This window comes from Pseudomonas sp. E102 (assembly GCF_052660185.1).
Genome location: NZ_CP084025.1, coordinates 3,978,499 through 3,995,067, shown reverse-complemented (window position 1 = coordinate 3,995,067; position 16,569 = coordinate 3,978,499). Strand labels below are relative to the sequence as shown.

Sequence of the window (16,569 nt, the reverse complement as noted above, 5' to 3'; positions counted from 1 at the left end):
ACAAGCCGGCGGCGCAGTCCGCATCAATGCTAGCCAGAACCTGGCCAACAGCGTGGTTCGAGAAGGCGTCACGTTAAGCAGCGGAGCTTCAAAAGTAGGCTCGACGCAACTCCGCGGCCAAATGACACCGGCAATCGTAGAGATTCACGGGCAACTACCGCCCAATCTTGCACAGCAGCAACTCAATCCGTTGACCCTGCCCGGCTTCAGCCTGCCTACGGGGCAAAACGGTCTATTTCGCTTAAGTGGACAAAGTGGAGCCACGCAACAGGCGACCCAGGCCAACGCCGGGCCGCAGAGTTGGACACTGGGCGGCGCCTCGATCAGTACCGGCCAGCGTCAACAAGGCTTGGGTGATCTGTTCAGCAACGGTGCAAGCCCACTACCATTGCCCGCCCAAAACGATCCCCTTGCCGCCACCCCAGTGCAGGCTGGCGATGGTTCTTCGGGGAGCGCGTCGGTGGCCGGTCAAACGGTCGCAAGGGTGCAGGGATTGCCAGACACCTCGTTCAAATCCAACCCACAGAAATACCTGATCGAAACCAACCCAGTGCTCACCGACCTCAAGCAGTTCATGAGTTCGGATTACCTGTTGGAAAACCTTGGCTACGACCCGGATCAAAGCGCCAAGCGCCTGGGCGATGGTTTATACGAACAACGGTTGATTCAAGAGGCCGTCGTCGCCCGAACCGGCCAGCGCTTCATTGACGGCCAGACCTCCAATGAGGACATGTTCAAGTACCTGATGAACAACGCCATCGCCAGCAAGCAAGAGCTGGACCTGGCCGTGGGCGTAAGCCTGACCTCGGAACAAGTCGCGGCGCTGACGCACGACATTGTCTGGCTTGAAGAGCATGTGGTGAACGGTGAGAAAGTCTTGGTGCCGGTGTTGTACATGGCCCAGGCCAACAACCGCCTGGCACCGAACGGGGCGTTGATTCAGGGGGCTGATGTCCAATTGATTGCTGGACAGGACCTGAAGAACGCGGGGACGTTGCGAGCGACCAATAGCCTCAGTGCCAAGGCAACTAACGACATTGTCAACAGTGGACTGGTCGAAGCGGATGGGCGATTGGATCTGTTGGCTGACAAGAATATTGTCAACAAGGCCGGCGGTGTCATTGCAGGACGTGATGTGAACCTGACAACGCTTAAAGGCGATGTGATTAATCAGAGAGATGTGACGGGTATCGATATCAGATTCGACAATAATCTGATCCATCGCGATTATCTCGATAGCGCTGCACGGATTGAAGCGGCCAACGATCTCAAGATCGACGCGGGGCGCAACGTCAATAATATTGGTGGGGTATTGCGAAGCGAGGGAGACCTGAAGCTCATCGCAGGCCAGGATGTGAATATCACCTCGGTCCAGGATCGTCGCACGGATTCCCGTGGCAGCAACTTCCTCAATCAGACCATTACCCAACATGCAGCGGAAGTGACCTCCGGGCGGGACCTGTCGATCAGCGCCGACCGTGATGTCGCGGTTGTCGCGAGTCGATTGGATGCCAAGCGTGATCTCATCGTTGATTCCGGCAATGACATTGTTATCACCTCGGCCGCCAACCAGAGCGATTACGTCTCGCGCAGCAAAAGACGGGCGAATGAAACTCACAGTGTCACACAGCAATCATCGGTATTAAACGCAGGCCGCGACATTGCGCTGAATGCGGGCAACGATCTGGGCATCATCGCTAGCCGGATCAAGGCCACGGATGATGTCAGCCTTGATGCGGTACAGGACATCACTGTTGCGTCGGCCAAGGATGAAAGTTCTTCCTATTACTACCGGAAGAAAAAAGGCTCGTTCGGTCGAAGCAAGACGACCCAAAAAGAAAGTTATGAAAGCGAAAACGTCGCTTCGGTCATCGAGGCGGGTCATGACCTGACCGTCAACGCGTCCAAAGATGACGACGGAGCCGTCAGCCTCGACGGAGGACGCAATGTCGCGATCATCGGCAGTCAATTGAATGCCGGCAATGATCTGGTGGTCGGTGCAACTCAAGACGTAGCCGTTCTGTCCGCCACGGAGCAAGCTGGCAGTTACACCAAGAAGACCAAGACGGGTCGGTTTGGCATGTCGAAAAGCGGCAGCAGTCAACTACAGACTTCTGTCACACAGATTGGAAGCGAGTTAAACGGCGGCCACGACGCGGTCGTCATTGCTGGGCGTGACGTGCGCCTGAACGCGAGTGAAATCAACGCGAACCACGACGCCGAGTTGCATGCCGGTCTGGTGGACAAGGAAGGTGATATTACCCTCTCGTCTGCGGATGACCAGGCTTACAGCCGCGCCGAGAAATACAAGAAGAAAGTGGGCATGTCGCTCAAAGACACCATAGGTGCGTTCGCGGGCACGCCAGGATTGGGAGCAGATATCACTGTCGCCGCTTCACAAAAAGGCGGCCGAGAGGTTGTCAGCTCCACAAGTATTGGTAGCCAGGTGAATGCGGGGCACGATGCAATTCTTGATGCGGCCCGTGACATTAACGTTATCGGCAGTGGTATCGGCGCGGATAACAATGCTTCGCTAAAGGCAGGCCGCGATGTCAACGTGGTCGCCTCGATCGATCAGCAGCGTAGCAATACCTGGAAGACGGACAAAAGCGTAGGTCTGAAGCAGACCATAGATAGTAATGCGTTCTCGACATTTGTTGGCAGTGAAACCATCCAACATGGCGTTAATAGCAAGGGGTATACCGCAGCAGGTAGCTCCATCAATGCGGGAATAAACCTTAATGTGGATGCTGGGCGCGATATAAACCAGCAGGGCTCTGATCTGACGGCCGAGAACAATATTCGCTTCAAAGCGGGTCGCGATATCAACGTTGATGCCAAGGAGGAGGCCAGCCAAGTCACTATCATTGACAGCATCAAACGCAACGGTCTTACGGTGACGACCGCCTACAACATTGGCAACACGATTGACGGACTCAAGGGCACCGGCAATGGGGAGGATGGGGTCAGCAAAGGATCGAGTGTACTCAAAGCGGTGGATACCCTTGATCAATTCTTCAGTGGGCCAAAGTTTGATGGGCATCTTGGTGCCTCCAGTGTCAGTTCCAACCACACTCAAAGCTCGGTGACGCAACGGCCGTCGACGCTTTTGGCGGGCGGCGATATTGCGCTGGACGCAGGAAATGACGTCAATGTCAGCGGAAGCCAGTTCAATGCCGGTCGCGACATCAACGTCAATGGCAAGAACATTACGTTGGATGTCGCCCACGGCTCAGACAGCAGCGACGGGCATTCCACCCAGAGTAAAGGTGGCGTCAAGGGCGGCACCACAGGTGGCTTCAAGCTTGGAGTAGGTGTCAGCAACGCAGGCACTAAGGATAAATCATTCCAAGGTTCCTCTTCGCCCACGCAGCTAACTGCCGGCGGCAATATAAATCTCGACGCGAAGAATGACCTGACCCTGATTGGAACCCAGGCGACCGCGGAGCGAGACATCTCCCTCAAAGCCGGTAACGATCTGAACATTCTTTCGGCGCAAAACGCTTATAGCAGTTCTCATGATCGACGCAGCTGGGGGGCAGAGGGCGGCATTATCGCTGGTCAAGATGGCTTCGGGGTTTATGGCTCAGTAAACGTTGGGATCGGTGATCTGAATCGCGAAGGCGTAAGGCAGCAAGAGGCTTATCTGTACGCTGGCAACAAATTGGGCTTCGAGAGTGGACGTGATACCAACATTGCCGGCGCTACTTTGCGCGGTGATGAGGTCGTAGGTGACGTTGGTCGCGACCTCACTGTGACTTCGGTGCCCAACACCGGCAAGGTCGAGGGCAAGGAGTTCGACGCCAGCCTCACCGTTGCGGTCAGTTTCGGTGCAACAGTGAGTGGCTCGTTGGGTTATGGCCAGACCAATGGCAAGACCAATTGGGTTGAAAACCAGACGGTTATTAACGGTAAGAATAAAGTCGACATTCGTACCGAAAACCACACCCAACTCGATGGTTCGGTGATCACCGCCGATAACGGTAACCTGAAGCTGGATACCAACACCCTCGGGCACCGCAATATCACGGGCAAGGACAATGAGCACGGTTACTACCTCAGTGTCAGCGGCAGTTACGGCGGCGGCAATGGTTCTCAGGCAGACAAGCCGAACAAAGGCATGGAAGGCAAGAGCAAAAACAGCTGGGCAATCGAGGGTTACAATTACAAAAAAGATCGGGAGCAGGTTCTCAATGCCACGGTGGGGGCGGGCCAGGTTGTCGTGCGTAACGACAAGACCGCAGCTCAAGACTCTACGGCCGGTCTTAATCGTGATGTGAACCAAGCCTACGTCGTGACCAAGGATAAGGAGCATCGGACTGATCTGTACGTGAGTAGCTCTTCAGTCGATGCGGTCAGCCATCCGATCGAGACGGTGACGAAGTGGGGCGACAATGTTGTCAATTTCAAGGCGAACATGGTCAAAGAGGCCGAGGCCGGCGTCGATTTCCTTACAAATCTGGATCGAGCAATAAGTGCCCAATTGGTCGGGACTGGCGATGTTCCTCAAGCGCTTATTGATAAGTTGGGCAGCGAGCGGGCGCTTGCCGTTACTAAGAACTTCGTTCGACAGGGGCTTGATCCAGAGCAGATCAAAATATTGCCTGCCGCCGTGCTGGATGGATTGGCTGAGTTTGCAAAGCAGGCAGCTGATTACGAAAAATTGGTTGAGAGCTGCACGGCAAACAATACCTGCCCGGGCATGACGACATCGGGTGGGCCTGATAGGCCGGGCTCTATCGAGCTACCGCCTACTCAGGTTCCGGCGGAGCTCGTTACTAACGGGCAGCTTGCTCTGAATCAAGTGTTGGATGTGATTGACCTCGCCCAAGGCATGCCCACGGAGACATTTGAAGCCACCGTTATCGGCATTCAGGCGCTGATGGGGCCCATGAAGTTCCTTTTGAGCATGACCGCCAATGGTTTGCTCAACGCCGCCTATGGCCCTGAAATCGATGAACTGAAAGATCTGGCCGCGATCAAGGTGGCGTCGAAACTGATCGGAGAATCTGAGGAAGAGCTGACCAAGAGGCACCAGGAAGCCAAAGGTGAACATGACAAGGGTAATGATGAATATCAGTACGACGGTGATGGGTACGTCGTTGCGACTCGGTTTTTGATCGATGCGGTGCTGGGAGAGTTTAAGTCTCTTGGTATTAAGGCTAGCGGGAGAGCCATCCAGATCCTGGATAAGCAAAATCCACATGACGTTCTAGGCGGCCCGCATAGAGATACGACGAAGCCGAAAAATGACGGTTTTGACTCCCACCATTGTCCGGCCAAAGGATGCTATGTCGGAGCACCTATCAGCTCAAAAGATGGTCCGGCAATCAAGATGTCCCCGGCCGATCACGCAAGGACAGCGAGTCATGGCAATTCCGATGCAGCTGTGGCATATAGGGCTAAGCAGGAAGAGCTATTAAGTCAAGGGAAATTGATGGAGGCTATCGACATGGATGTAAAGGATATACGGAGCAAGTTTGGTGATAAGTATGACGCGGCGATAGGCCAGATGTTGGATTATGCGTCTAAGTTGAATCCAGATGATTTTAGGAAAAAGTAGTGATGAGCTTCGAACTGTTGGGTTTTGGTGATTTAGGTCCGGTGCATGTCGGTATGACTCGCGATCAATCACGGGCGATATTGGGAGGTGATTTTGACGAGTTCTTCAAAACGACAGACTCTACAGTTCCGACTGACGCCTACGATGATCTAGGAGTGCATGTTTATTTTGATGAGGGTTTCACCGTCATCGGCTTGGAGTTCTTGAAATGGAGCGACCTTAGCTGGCGCGGACAGCGTTTGTCCGGTGCGGATGTACTTGAAGTTCAGCAGCATTTGGTTGCGCAAGGCGAGGTCCTGAACTTTAATAGTTCAGGATTTGATGTGGACGGATTGGGTCTTAGGATTTATGCGCCTGATATCGGGGAGGAGGACGCTGTGATAGAGGCGGTTTATGTCAGCTTTGTAAAAAATAAATAAGTTCGCTTAAAGGGTGGGGCGCATTTTTAAATGCTTTAAAATTGATAAAGAAAAAAGTGAGAGTATATATTTTCTGCGCCTGTGATGATGCGGAGCGATCAGGCCCCGGTTGAAAATCGTATGGGTGCAAAAGCTGATCGAAAAATAAATTTGTCCCCTTTTTTCGCATTTCAGACTGTTAGCTCGGGCGGCTCTATTATCGTCCCGGCATTACCAAGTAGCACTGGGGGTAGCACGATTGAAAATGGCGGTAATTCGAGCACTACGTCCCCCGTGGTGGATCCGGGCGTCGCTTCGCCAGGAGTCATGTATAGCAGTCCGGTAGACTATGATCACATTATCGGCGCGGACTATAAGGCGAACGGTACGCCCACTGGAGCGCACACCTTGCTGAAGGGCGACGTGAGAATTGTGCCGGGAACGGAATCGCCTCCCGACCCGAATGGCGTTTATCAGGCACGCGTAGAGGTCCCGGTTCAAAATGATCCTGATCAGTGGATCCTAAAACCCGGAAGTTCGCATACAATGTTTCCTTCCGCGTGGGACGAGACGCGGCTAAAATCCGAAGTTGATGCCGCTTGGAATAGCCCGACAAAAACAGTTGTTGGTACACAGTGGAGTTCAAGAACACCTTCTGGGGTAAAGGTTAAAGGATACACCTATCCAAGGGTGACGGTTTATCCGGAGTATGAGCCTTAATGTATTTGGGAGATGCAATGGAACTTAAGTTTTATTATGTTGATGGTGGCGTTCACCCGGTTGCTGGGCAGGTTTACGACGCTGTAGCTGAGGTGTCTCCTGGCCAAGAGGATGCGCAACGCTATGAACTTTATGTTTGCAGTGTCTTAAGTGCAATCGCTCAGGTTCCAAGTAACTGTGTTCAATTGCTGGAGGCTGTCACATCAATCGAAGACGGTGTTCAAGTATCAATCATTGAAGGTGGAAATGATGTCCTGTTGAATATGGATGCTTCAGGTGTGCAAGTTGATATCTTGGTCAACGACGACTGGATCGGCCAGCCTGAGGGCAGGTTTACCTTGCAGGAATGGCGCAAGATTTTAGAGAAGTGGAAGTATTTTTTAGAACTGCCCAAAGGTTCTGATGAGGTCGTTATAGTGAAATTGCCGTAGGCGGAGGGCGAGCAGAATGAGTTTCGAGCGGGTGAGTTTTGGTGATTTTGGTTCGGGCATACCCCCCGGGATCGAGTCATTCCCTTTTTCGTTTTCCCGCCCGCGATCCGAAAAGTGATCTACACCACCAACGCAATTGAGAGCATAAACGCTCAGCTACGAAAGATCATCAAGACTCGCGGCCACTTCCCAACCGACGATGCGGCCACCAAACTGATCTGGCTTGGGCTGCGCAATATCACTGCAAACTGGGGCTCTGCGGCCCATGACTGGAAAAGTGCGATGAATCAATTTGCGATTCTGTACGGAGATCGATTTATCAGGCCGACCTGGTAAAAGCACGGCCTGCCTAACGGCAGGCCGTAACCGGCCCGCACACAAAAAATCTGACTGGTTCAGTCAGTGAGACTGGCTGAACCAACCGCCAACGTTACTGCATCAACACCTCAACAACCCCATCCGCGGTCATCGTCACTTTGCTGGTGCCCGCTTCCACTTCCGGCGTCACCGACTCCGCATCCATGGACGCGGCTTTCATCATCTGCGGACGCATGTACGGTTGTGGATAACCGTTGGTGTTGAAGTTCAGGTTGACGATCTTGTAGCCCTTGCCACCCAACGCTTCGGTGGCGAGTTGGGCGCGGGCCTTGAAGGCGTTGACGGCGTCCTTGAGCAGGGCGTCTTCGCTGGTCTGGCGGGTGGCGGTGGCGATGGCGAAGTCCATGCCGGCCATTTTCATGTCGGTGAGCAATTCGCCGGTGAGTTTGGACAGGGCGGCGAAGTCGGCGCTTTCCAGGCGTAGCTCGGCGCGTTCGCGCCAACCGGTGATTTTCCCGCCTTTGTTGTCGTAGATCGGGTAGCTGTTGCGGCTGCCCTGGCTCAGGTTGATGCCCTTGACCTGTTTGGCCTGGCCGATGGCTTTGTTTAGAGTGGTGCTGACGGCCGCGGCGAGCTTGGCCGGGTCGGTGTTCTGCTCCTCGGTGTAGAGGGTGACGATCATCAGGTCGCGGGCCACTTCCTGGCTGGCTTCGGCGCGCAGGGAGATCTGGTTGTAATGAAGTTCATCGGCGGCCAGGGCCGGCAGGCTGGCGACGGTGCCGAGGCTGAGGGCGAGCAGGGCGGCGGGGCGACTGAACGTGTGCATGAAAGCTCCTTGAGGATGATGCGCAGGCGTAGGCTCCGGGCCTGCGTGAACGATAAGACTCTAGCGTTTATGGTGCGGTTCGCACAGTTACAACTATACAGATTGCAGCAAAGTGGCTCCCTCGCCACAGGGGGTATAGGTAGCTTCACGGCTGTGGCGCTTTGCCGCATATCTGCCTTTGCCCATCGTGCCTTGGTTATACTCCGTGCGATCCGCCTGGAGCGCTCATCAGGAGAGCTCATGCTCGCCCCTTTGCAAATGACTTCCGCTTCCCGCCAGAACCTTTGGCGCCTGACATTCATCCGCATTCTGGTCCTCGCGGCCCAGGCCGGCTCCGTGGGGCTTGCCTATTGGTTCGACCTGCTGCCGCTGCCCTGGCTGCAATTGGCGATTACCCTGGTCTTTTCCAGCGTGCTCTGCGCGCTGACGGCGATTCGCCTGCGCACGTCCTGGCCGGTGACCGAGCTTGAATACGCCGTGCAACTGGCCTGCGACCTGTTTATCCACAGTGCGCTGCTGTACTTCTCAGGCGGCTCGACCAACCCCTTCGTCTCCTATTACCTGGTGCCGCTGACCATCGCCGCCGTGACACTGCCGTGGCGTTTTTCGCTGATCCTGTCCGGCATCGCCCTGGCGCTGTACACCTTGTTGCTGGCGCGCTTCTATCCGCTGGAAACCTTCCCCATCGCCCGGGAAAACCTGCAGATCTACGGCATGTGGCTGAGCTTCGCCCTGGCGGCTGCGGTCATCACCTTTTTTGCCGCGCGCATGGCCGAAGAATTGCGTCGCCAGGAAGAGTTGCGGGCGATCCGTCGTGAAGAAGGCCTGCGGGACGAGCAACTGCTGGCCGTGGCGACCCAGGCCGCCGGCGCTGCCCATGAACTGGGCACGCCGCTGGCGACCATGAGCGTGCTGCTCAAGGAAATGCGCCAGGACCATAAAGACCCGGCGTTGCAAGAAGACCTCAGTGTGCTGCAAGACCAGGTCAAGCTCTGCAAGGAAACCCTGCAATACCTGGTGCGCGCCGCCGAGGCCAACCGCCGGCTGGACATCGACATGCAGGCGGTCACCTTCTGGCTCGACGATGCCCTGAACCGTTGGCACCTGATGCGCCCCGAAGCCAGTTATCGCTTCCAGTGCCTGGGCAAGGGCACGGTGCCGCGCATGGCGCCGCCGCCGGACTTGACCCAGGCCTTGCTGAACCTGCTGAACAATGCCGCCGACGCCTGCCCGGAAAACTTGGAAGTGGTGCTGGACTGGGACGCCTATGAACTGACGATCTGTATTCGCGATCACGGCGCCGGTGTGCCGCTGGCGATTGCCGAGCAGATCGGCAAACCGTTTTTCACCACCAAGGGCAAGGGTTTCGGCCTGGGCCTGTTTTTGAGCAAGGCCAGCGTGACACGCGCCGGCGGCTCGGTGAAACTCTACCCCCATGAGGAAGGCGGTACGCTCACCGAGCTGCGCCTGCCCCATGCCGACCGAGGAGACGAATATGAGTGACGAGATCCAAGTCGACGGCGAAGAACTGCCGCACCTGCTGCTGGTGGATGACGACGCCACCTTTACCCGCGTCATGGCCCGGGCCATGTCCCGTCGCGGTTTTCGGGTCAGCACCGCCGGTTCCGCCGAAGAGGGCCTGACCATCGCCCAGGCCGACCTGCCGGACTATGCCGCCCTCGACCTGAAAATGGACGGCGACTCCGGCCTGGTGCTGCTGCCCAAGCTGCTGGAGCTGGACCCGGAGATGCGCGTGGTGATCCTCACCGGTTATTCGAGCATTGCCACCGCGGTCGAGGCCATCAAGCGCGGCGCGTGCAACTACCTGTGCAAACCGGCGGATGCCGACGATGTGCTGGCGGCGCTGCTGTCCGAGCACGCCGACCTCGATACCCTGGTGCCGGAAAACCCCATGTCGGTGGATCGCCTGCAATGGGAACACATCCAGCGGGTGCTGACCGAGCACGAAGGCAATATTTCCGCCACGGCTCGTGCCTTGGGCATGCACCGGCGGACCTTGCAGCGCAAATTGCAGAAGCGTCCGGTGCGTCGCTGAACCTGCGCTGAACGAATGCTGTCCCTCTCGCGACAGATCGGGCCGTTGCTCTATCATCGGCCCGAGTTATTCCTTTATTGAGCCTTAACCATGAATCAGAACGCTGAATATTCCGCGGTCAATGACGCGGTGCGCGGCCATTTTTTGCGCCGTGTCTGGCAGATGACCACGCCATACTGGCGCAGTGAGGAGAAGGGCAAGGCCTGGACGCTATTGATCGCCGTGATCGCGCTGTCGTTGTTCAGCGTGGCGATTTCGGTGTGGGTCAACAGTTGGTACAGGGATTTCTACAACGCCCTGCAAGAAAAGGACACCGTGGCATTCTGGCGGTTGATCCTGTACTTCTGCGGCATCGCGGCGGTAGCGATCCTGGGCGCGGTGTACCGCTTGTACCTGACGCAAATGCTCACCATCCGCTGGCGGGCCTGGCTCACCGAGCAGCATTTCGCCCGCTGGCTCAACAACAAGAACTACTACCGGCTGGAGCAGGGTGGCTACACGGACAACCCCGACCAGCGGATCTCCGAAGACCTCAACAGTTTTACCAGCAACACGCTGGAGCTGGGCCTGGGGCTGCTTCGCACGGTGGTCAGCCTGGTGTCGTTCTCGATTATATTGTGGGGCGTGTCTGGCAGCATCGAGGTGTTCGGCTACACCATCCCTGGCTATATGTTCTGGTGCGCGTTGGTCTATGCGGCGGTGGGCAGTTGGCTGACGCACCTGATCGGCCGTCGCCTGATCGGTCTGAACAACAACCAGCAGCGCTTCGAAGCCGACCTGCGTTTCTCCATGGTGCGGGTGCGCGAGAACGCCGAGAGCATCGCGCTCTATGGCGGCGAGCCTAATGAGAATCGTCGCTTGAGTGGTCGTTTCGGCCTGGTCTGGCACAACTTCTGGGACATCATGCGGGTGTCCAAGCGCCTGACATTCTTTACGTCCGGCTACGGCCAGATCGCAATCATTTTCCCATTCATCGTCGCCGCGCCGCGTTATTTCGCGGGCAAGATCCAACTGGGCGAGCTCATGCAGATCAACTCGGCGTTCGGTAATGTGCAGGAGAATTTCAGTTGGTTCATTACCGCCTACGCCAACCTCGCCGCGTGGCGCGCCACCTGTGACCGTCTGCTGAGTTTCCGCCAGGCGATGAGCGACAACGAAGAGCGCGTGCCGGCCATTGATGTACAGAGCCAGGGCAACGAGCTGAAGGTCCACGATCTCGGGCTGGACCTGAACGATGGTCGGCATCTGCTGACCCATGGCGAACTGAGCGTGGAGCCGGGCGAGCGGGTGATGCTCAGTGGTCGCTCCGGCAGCGGCAAGTCAACGTTGCTGCGGGCGATGGGGCATCTGTGGCCTGCGGGGCATGGCAGCATTCTCCTGCCCTCGGCGCGTTATCTGTTCCTGCCGCAAAAGCCCTACTTGCCGATTGGCAGCCTGCGGGAAGTGCTGAGTTACCCACAGGCCGGCGATGTCTACCCCAACGAACGTTATGCACAGGTGCTCGAAACCTGTCGCCTGCCGCACCTGGTGGCGCGGTTGGATGAAAGCAACCACTGGCAGCGCATGCTCTCGCCCGGCGAGCAACAACGCCTGGCCTTCGCCCGTGCATTGCTTTACGCACCGCTGTGGTTGTACATGGACGAAGCCACGTCGGCGATGGATGAAGAAGACGAGGCGACGCTGTATCAAGCCTTGATCGACCAGTTGCCCGGCCTGAGTATCGTCAGTGTCGGCCACCGAAGCAGCTTGAAACGTTTCCATCCGCGACACGTGCGTATCGAAAATGGCCAACTGGTGGAGCAGGCCGTGACCGCTTGATTGTCATTGTCGAACGCTGTTGTGGCGAGGGGATTTATCCCCGCTGGGCGCGAAGCGCCCCTTTCAAATCAACGGTCTCGATATTGAGTCTGCCAATAGACCAAGGGGCTGCTACGCAGCCCAGCGGGGATAAATCCCCTCGCCACAGCGATGCATGGCAGTAACCTTTGAAAAGGCCCACCAGTGAGCACGGTGATCGTACAACTACGTTGCGCTATGATGCATACTTAGCCGCCTGTCAGATAGAGACACACCATGGAAAACCCGATCAACGTCCCACGCCTTCCCCGCAAGCGCCGCAGCCTGGCGCAGGAGCTGGTGACGGTGCTGACCGAGCAGATTCGCGACGGCCTGCTCAAGCGTGGCGATAAGTTGCCCACCGAGTCGGCGATCATGGAGGCCCATGGCGTCAGCCGCACGGTGGTGCGCGAGGCAATTTCCCGTTTGCAGGCGGCCGGCCAGGTTGAAACCCGCCATGGCATCGGCACCTTCGTGCTGGACACGCCCAGCCCGAGCGGCTTTCGCATCGACCCGGCGACGGTGGTCACGCTGCGCGATGTGCTGGCGATCCTGGAGTTGCGCATCAGCCTGGAAGTGGAGTCCGCCGGGCTCGCGGCGCAGCGCCGCAGCGATGAGCAACTGTCGGCGATGCGGGCGGCGCTCGATGCCTTGAACGAAAGCGCGGCCCACGCCAGCGACGCGGTGGCCTCGGACTTCGCCTTCCATCTGGAAATCGCCCTGTCCACCGGCAACCGTTACTTCACCGACATCATGACCCACTTGGGCACCAGCATCATCCCGCGCACCCGGCTGAACTCGGCGCGCCTGGCCCATGACGACCAACAGCACTACATGGATCGACTGAGTCGCGAGCACGAGGAAATCTACGAGGCCATCGCTCGCCAGGATTCCGATGCGGCCCGTGCGGCCATGCGTTTGCACCTGACCAACAGCCGCGAGCGGCTGCGCCAGGCCCATGAAGAGGCGCAGGCGCAGGGCTGAAAGTCGCTCACTGCTCGGGCGCCGAGGATGCTGTTGTGGCGAGGGAGCTTGCTCCCGCTGGGCTGCGAAGCGGCCCCCTCAGCTCTTTGAGCGATCCGTCCTTCTACAGGTTGGCGACTGCTTCGCAGTCGAACGGAGCAAGCTCCCTCGCCATAGGGTAGTGGTGTCCAGCTTTACGACTTTGCACCGTTCGATAAAGAGTGAATGCGCAGTCCTACGCCTTGATCCGCAACATTAGCGGGTCGGATTTGTCATCCCCGCCGCTCTCATAGGTCACTTCGTAACGAAGCTCAACCGATTCGCCTTTGAAAGCTTCCAAGTCGGCGTGAGTTAGAGCCACTTTCACATTCATGCGTGGCGTACCTTCCTCGCCATCGGTCAAGGGTGTAAACGCGCCTACGGAACGCGTAAGAGTCAGAGTCAGCATGGCGTTCGAGTACTTGTGGAATTCTGCATCCGGAATGTTCACGGTTAACGTCTTTGTCTTTGACAGGTTGATCGTCACTGCGTCTTGGTCTGGAAATTCCTCGAGCGTGGGCTTTGCATACGTCCTCATGATGTCACTCCTGTGAGGCGGCCCTGATCGTCACGTACGGGCGACTCACTTACAGTTTATGAAAAGGATCATGGCCGAGCTTTGCACGGCCATGCCTGGGTTATGCCCCCATGCCGCAACGGCGCCTACTGGCAGAGTTGACAGTGGCGACAAGCGGTTCCGGTTCTCAGTCCACAAGTTTCATCCGTCTCCCATCACACCCAAAGCCCCGTTCTACAAGGCTTCCCGCCAAACACCCGTTGCCCGCTTCGCGACAAAAGACGAAATACAGTTGACGCCCACATTTTAAGTTGTACGATGACCTACAACTTCACATGAAGCTGAACCATTTCCACAACACAACATTTGCGTCCAGGGTGTTCGAATAATGAATCCACAAGAACTGAAGTCCATCCTCTCGTCGGGCCTGCTGTCGTTCCCGGTTACCGATTTCACTGCCAATGGCGATTTCAATCGCGACAGCTACATCAAGCGCCTCGAGTGGCTGGCCCCGTATGGCGCCTCTGCATTGTTCGCGGCGGGCGGCACCGGTGAATTCTTCTCCCTGGCCGCCAGTGAGTATTCGCAAGTCATCAAGACTGCCGTCGATACCTGCGCCACCAGCGTGCCAATCCTCGCCGGCGTCGGCGGTGCCACCCGCCAGGCTATCGAATACGCTCAGGAAGCTGAGCGCCTGGGCGCCAAGGGTCTGTTGCTGCTGCCGCACTACCTGACCGAAGCCAGCCAGGACGGCGTTGCCGCCCACGTTGAAGCCGTGTGCAAATCGGTGAAGATCGGCGTGGTGGTGTACAACCGCAACGTCTGCCGCCTGAACGCGACCCAGCTGGAACAACTGGCCGAGCGCTGCCCGAACCTGATCGGCTACAAGGACGGCCTGGGCGACATCGAACTGATGGTGTCGATCCGTCGTCGCCTCGGCGACCGTTTCAGCTACCTGGGCGGCCTGCCGACCGCTGAAGTCTACGCCGCGGCCTACAAGGCCCTGGGCGTGCCGGTCTACTCCTCGGCGGTGTTCAACTTCATCCCGAAAACCGCGATGGACTTCTACCACGCCATTGCCCGCGAAGATCACGAGACTGTCGGCAAGATCATCGACGACTTCTTCCTGCCATACCTGGACATCCGCAACCGCAAGGCGGGTTACGCGGTGAGCATCGTCAAGGCCGGCGCGAAGATCGTTGGTTATGACGCGGGCCCAGTGCGCACGCCGCTGACCGACCTGCTGCCAGAAGAGTACGAAGCCCTGGCCGCGCTGATCGACAAGCAAGGCAAGCAGTAACAGACCCGACAAGGCCGCTGAGCAATCAGCGGCTTTTTGCGTAAGGCTTGATCGTTTCCACGTGCGCGTGGAAACGCAGCCAGGGACGCCCTGCGTTCCTAGACAGCTTTTGTGAGAGGAGAAGCTCCGTGGCAGATGCAAAGCGTTTCGATAACTACATCAACGGTGAGTGGGTGGCCGGTGCTGACTATTGCACCAACATCAACCCGTCTGACTTGTCCGACGTCATCGGTGAATACGCCAAGGCTGACGCAGCGCAAGTCAACGCCGCCATCGAAGCCGCCCGTGCCGCGTTCCCGGCCTGGTCGACCTCGGGCATCCAGGCCCGTCACGATGCGCTGGACAAAGTCGGCAGCGAAATTCTCGCCCGTCGCGAAGAGCTTGGCCAACTGCTGGCCCGGGAAGAGGGTAAGACCCTGCCCGAAGCCATCGGCGAAGTAACCCGCGCCGGCAACATTTTCAAATTCTTCGCCGGTGAATGCCTGCGCCTGTCGGGCGACTACGTGCCGTCGGTGCGCCCGGGCGTCAACGTCGAAGTGACCCGCGAAGCCCTCGGCGTGGTTGGTCTGATCACTCCGTGGAACTTCCCGATCGCCATCCCTGCGTGGAAAATTGCCCCGGCCCTGGCCTACGGCAACTGCGTGGTGATCAAGCCCGCCGAGCTGGTGCCGGGCTGCGCCTGGGCCCTGGCCGAGATCATTTCCCGTGCCGGTTTCCCGGCCGGTGCGTTCAACCTGGTGATGGGCAGCGGCCGTGTGGTCGGTGACATTCTGGTCAACAGCCCGAAAGTCGATGGCATCAGCTTCACCGGTTCCGTGGGCGTCGGCCGGCAGATCGCGGTCAACTGCGTGGCGCGCCAAGCCAAGGTCCAGCTGGAAATGGGCGGCAAGAACCCGCAGATCATCCTCGACGACGCCGACCTCAAGCAGGCGGTCGAATTGGCGGTGCAGAGCGCGTTCTACTCCACCGGCCAGCGTTGCACGGCATCGAGCCGACTGATCGTCACTGCCGGTATCCACGACAAGTTCGTTGCCGCCATGGCCGAGCGCATGCAATCGATCAAGGTCGGTCACGCGCTGAAGGCTGGCACCGACATCGGCCCGGTCGTTTCCGAAGCCCAGCTCAACCAGGACTTGAAGTACATCGACATCGGCCAGAACGAAGGTGCGCGGCTGGTCAGCGGTGGTGGTGTAGTGACTTGCGACACCGAAGGTTACTTCCTGGCGCCGACCCTGTTCGCCGACAGCGAGGCTTCGATGCGCATCAGCCGCGAAGAGATCTTCGGCCCGGTGGCCAACGTCGTGCGCGTGGCTGACTACGAGGCGGCGCTGGCGATGGCCAACGACACCGAGTTCGGCTTGTCGGCCGGTATCGCCACCACGTCGTTGAAGTATGCCAACCACTTCAAGCGCCACTCCCAAGCAGGCATGGTGATGGTCAACCTGCCAACCGCCGGCGTGGATTACCATGTTCCGTTCGGTGGGCGCAAAGGTTCGTCCTACGGTTCGCGCGAGCAAGGTCGCTACGCGCAAGAGTTCTACACCGTGGTGAAGACCTCCTACATCGGCTCGTAATACGCAGGACCGGCCGGCGCCGGGCTCT

11 protein-coding genes and 2 pseudogenes are annotated in these 16,569 nt (G+C 57.8%); 11 read left to right on the top strand and 2 right to left on the bottom strand.

Translation table 11 applies throughout. The features are described 5' to 3' along the window. Nucleotides 1–145 precede the first annotated feature (145 nt). The 5 genes and pseudogenes from DOCECA_RS18290 to DOCECA_RS18270 all read left to right on the top strand — a co-directional run. A pseudogene (locus tag DOCECA_RS18290) lies at nucleotides 146–5,563 on the top strand (hemagglutinin repeat-containing protein); the annotation flags it as partial. A gap of 2 nt (nucleotides 5,564–5,565) precedes the next feature. After that, the gene (locus tag DOCECA_RS18285; protein ID WP_445570891.1) at nucleotides 5,566–5,982 is read left to right on the top strand and encodes a hypothetical protein; all 417 of its coding nucleotides are present in this window, start codon (nucleotides 5,566–5,568) and stop codon (nucleotides 5,980–5,982) included. Nucleotides 5,983–6,066: 84 nt separating this feature from the next. Then, entirely contained in the window at nucleotides 6,067–6,681 is a 615-nt protein-coding gene (locus tag DOCECA_RS18280) for an EndoU domain-containing protein (RefSeq protein WP_445570890.1), read from the top strand. A gap of 17 nt (nucleotides 6,682–6,698) precedes the next feature. After that, nucleotides 6,699–7,112 carry a hypothetical protein gene (locus DOCECA_RS18275; protein WP_445570889.1) on the top strand — a complete coding sequence of 138 codons (414 nt, stop codon included), beginning with the start codon at nucleotides 6,699–6,701 and terminating at the stop codon, nucleotides 7,110–7,112. Nucleotides 7,113–7,181: 69 nt separating this feature from the next. Next, nucleotides 7,182–7,448: pseudogene (locus DOCECA_RS18270) on the top strand (transposase); the annotation flags it as partial. 94 nt (nucleotides 7,449–7,542) lie between these two features. Here DOCECA_RS18270 and DOCECA_RS18265 read toward each other — a convergent pair. Next, nucleotides 7,543–8,256 carry an SIMPL domain-containing protein gene (locus DOCECA_RS18265; protein ID WP_445570888.1) on the bottom strand — a complete coding sequence of 238 codons (714 nt, stop codon included), beginning with the start codon at nucleotides 8,254–8,256 and terminating at the stop codon, nucleotides 7,543–7,545. Between the two features lie 240 nt (nucleotides 8,257–8,496). Between DOCECA_RS18265 and DOCECA_RS18260 the strand changes: the two genes are divergently transcribed. The 4 genes from DOCECA_RS18260 to DOCECA_RS18245 all read left to right on the top strand — a co-directional run bounded on the left by DOCECA_RS18260 (nucleotide 8,497) and on the right by DOCECA_RS18245 (nucleotide 13,132). Then, nucleotides 8,497–9,759: an ATP-binding protein gene (locus DOCECA_RS18260; protein WP_420765538.1), complete on the top strand. Its 1,263-nt coding sequence runs from the start codon at nucleotides 8,497–8,499 to the stop codon at nucleotides 9,757–9,759. Then, complete coding sequence (locus DOCECA_RS18255) at nucleotides 9,752–10,312, top strand: response regulator transcription factor (RefSeq protein WP_003177957.1); 561 nt, start codon at nucleotides 9,752–9,754, stop codon at nucleotides 10,310–10,312. The genes DOCECA_RS18260 and DOCECA_RS18255 overlap by 8 nt, the downstream gene beginning before the upstream one ends. Before the next feature lie 90 nt (nucleotides 10,313–10,402). Further along, a complete protein-coding gene (locus DOCECA_RS18250) occupies nucleotides 10,403–12,130 on the top strand; it encodes an ABC transporter ATP-binding protein/permease (protein ID WP_420765537.1) in 1,728 nt (575 codons plus the stop codon). Nucleotides 12,131–12,385: 255 nt separating this feature from the next. Beyond that, nucleotides 12,386–13,132: a FadR/GntR family transcriptional regulator gene (locus tag DOCECA_RS18245; protein WP_420765536.1), complete on the top strand. Its 747-nt coding sequence runs from the start codon at nucleotides 12,386–12,388 to the stop codon at nucleotides 13,130–13,132. A gap of 214 nt (nucleotides 13,133–13,346) precedes the next feature. Here DOCECA_RS18245 and DOCECA_RS18240 read toward each other — a convergent pair whose 3' ends face one another. Beyond that, nucleotides 13,347–13,688 (bottom strand): hypothetical protein, encoded by a 342-nt coding sequence (locus DOCECA_RS18240; protein ID WP_434648957.1) that lies wholly within the window; start codon nucleotides 13,686–13,688, stop codon nucleotides 13,347–13,349. A gap of 367 nt (nucleotides 13,689–14,055) precedes the next feature. Between DOCECA_RS18240 and kdgD the strand changes: the two genes are divergently transcribed. Next, the gene (gene kdgD / locus DOCECA_RS18235; RefSeq protein ID WP_186613371.1) at nucleotides 14,056–14,967 is read left to right on the top strand and encodes a 5-dehydro-4-deoxyglucarate dehydratase; all 912 of its coding nucleotides are present in this window, start codon (nucleotides 14,056–14,058) and stop codon (nucleotides 14,965–14,967) included. Between the two features lie 128 nt (nucleotides 14,968–15,095). Next, nucleotides 15,096–16,541: an aldehyde dehydrogenase family protein gene (locus tag DOCECA_RS18230; RefSeq protein WP_434648955.1), complete on the top strand. Its 1,446-nt coding sequence runs from the start codon at nucleotides 15,096–15,098 to the stop codon at nucleotides 16,539–16,541. Nucleotides 16,542–16,569: the final 28 nt, after the last annotated feature.

What these genes read in the sequence shown, in the direction of transcription:
- DOCECA_RS18265 (WP_445570888.1), bottom strand. Translation starts at nt 8,256, where the DNA reads ATGCACACGTTCAGTCGCCCCGCCGCCCTGCTCGCCCTCAGCCTCGGC.
- kdgD (WP_186613371.1), top strand. Translation starts at nt 14,056, where the DNA reads ATGAATCCACAAGAACTGAAGTCCATCCTCTCGTCGGGCCTGCTGTCG.
- DOCECA_RS18260 (WP_420765538.1), top strand. Translation starts at nt 8,497, where the DNA reads ATGCTCGCCCCTTTGCAAATGACTTCCGCTTCCCGCCAGAACCTTTGG.
- DOCECA_RS18255 (WP_003177957.1), top strand. Translation starts at nt 9,752, where the DNA reads ATGAGTGACGAGATCCAAGTCGACGGCGAAGAACTGCCGCACCTGCTG.
- DOCECA_RS18245 (WP_420765536.1), top strand. Translation starts at nt 12,386, where the DNA reads ATGGAAAACCCGATCAACGTCCCACGCCTTCCCCGCAAGCGCCGCAGC.
- DOCECA_RS18250 (WP_420765537.1), top strand. Translation starts at nt 10,403, where the DNA reads ATGAATCAGAACGCTGAATATTCCGCGGTCAATGACGCGGTGCGCGGC.
- DOCECA_RS18285 (WP_445570891.1), top strand. Translation starts at nt 5,566, where the DNA reads ATGAGCTTCGAACTGTTGGGTTTTGGTGATTTAGGTCCGGTGCATGTC.
- DOCECA_RS18275 (WP_445570889.1), top strand. Translation starts at nt 6,699, where the DNA reads ATGGAACTTAAGTTTTATTATGTTGATGGTGGCGTTCACCCGGTTGCT.
- DOCECA_RS18240 (WP_434648957.1), bottom strand. Translation starts at nt 13,688, where the DNA reads ATGAGGACGTATGCAAAGCCCACGCTCGAGGAATTTCCAGACCAAGAC.
- DOCECA_RS18280 (WP_445570890.1), top strand. Translation starts at nt 6,067, where the DNA reads ATGATGCGGAGCGATCAGGCCCCGGTTGAAAATCGTATGGGTGCAAAA.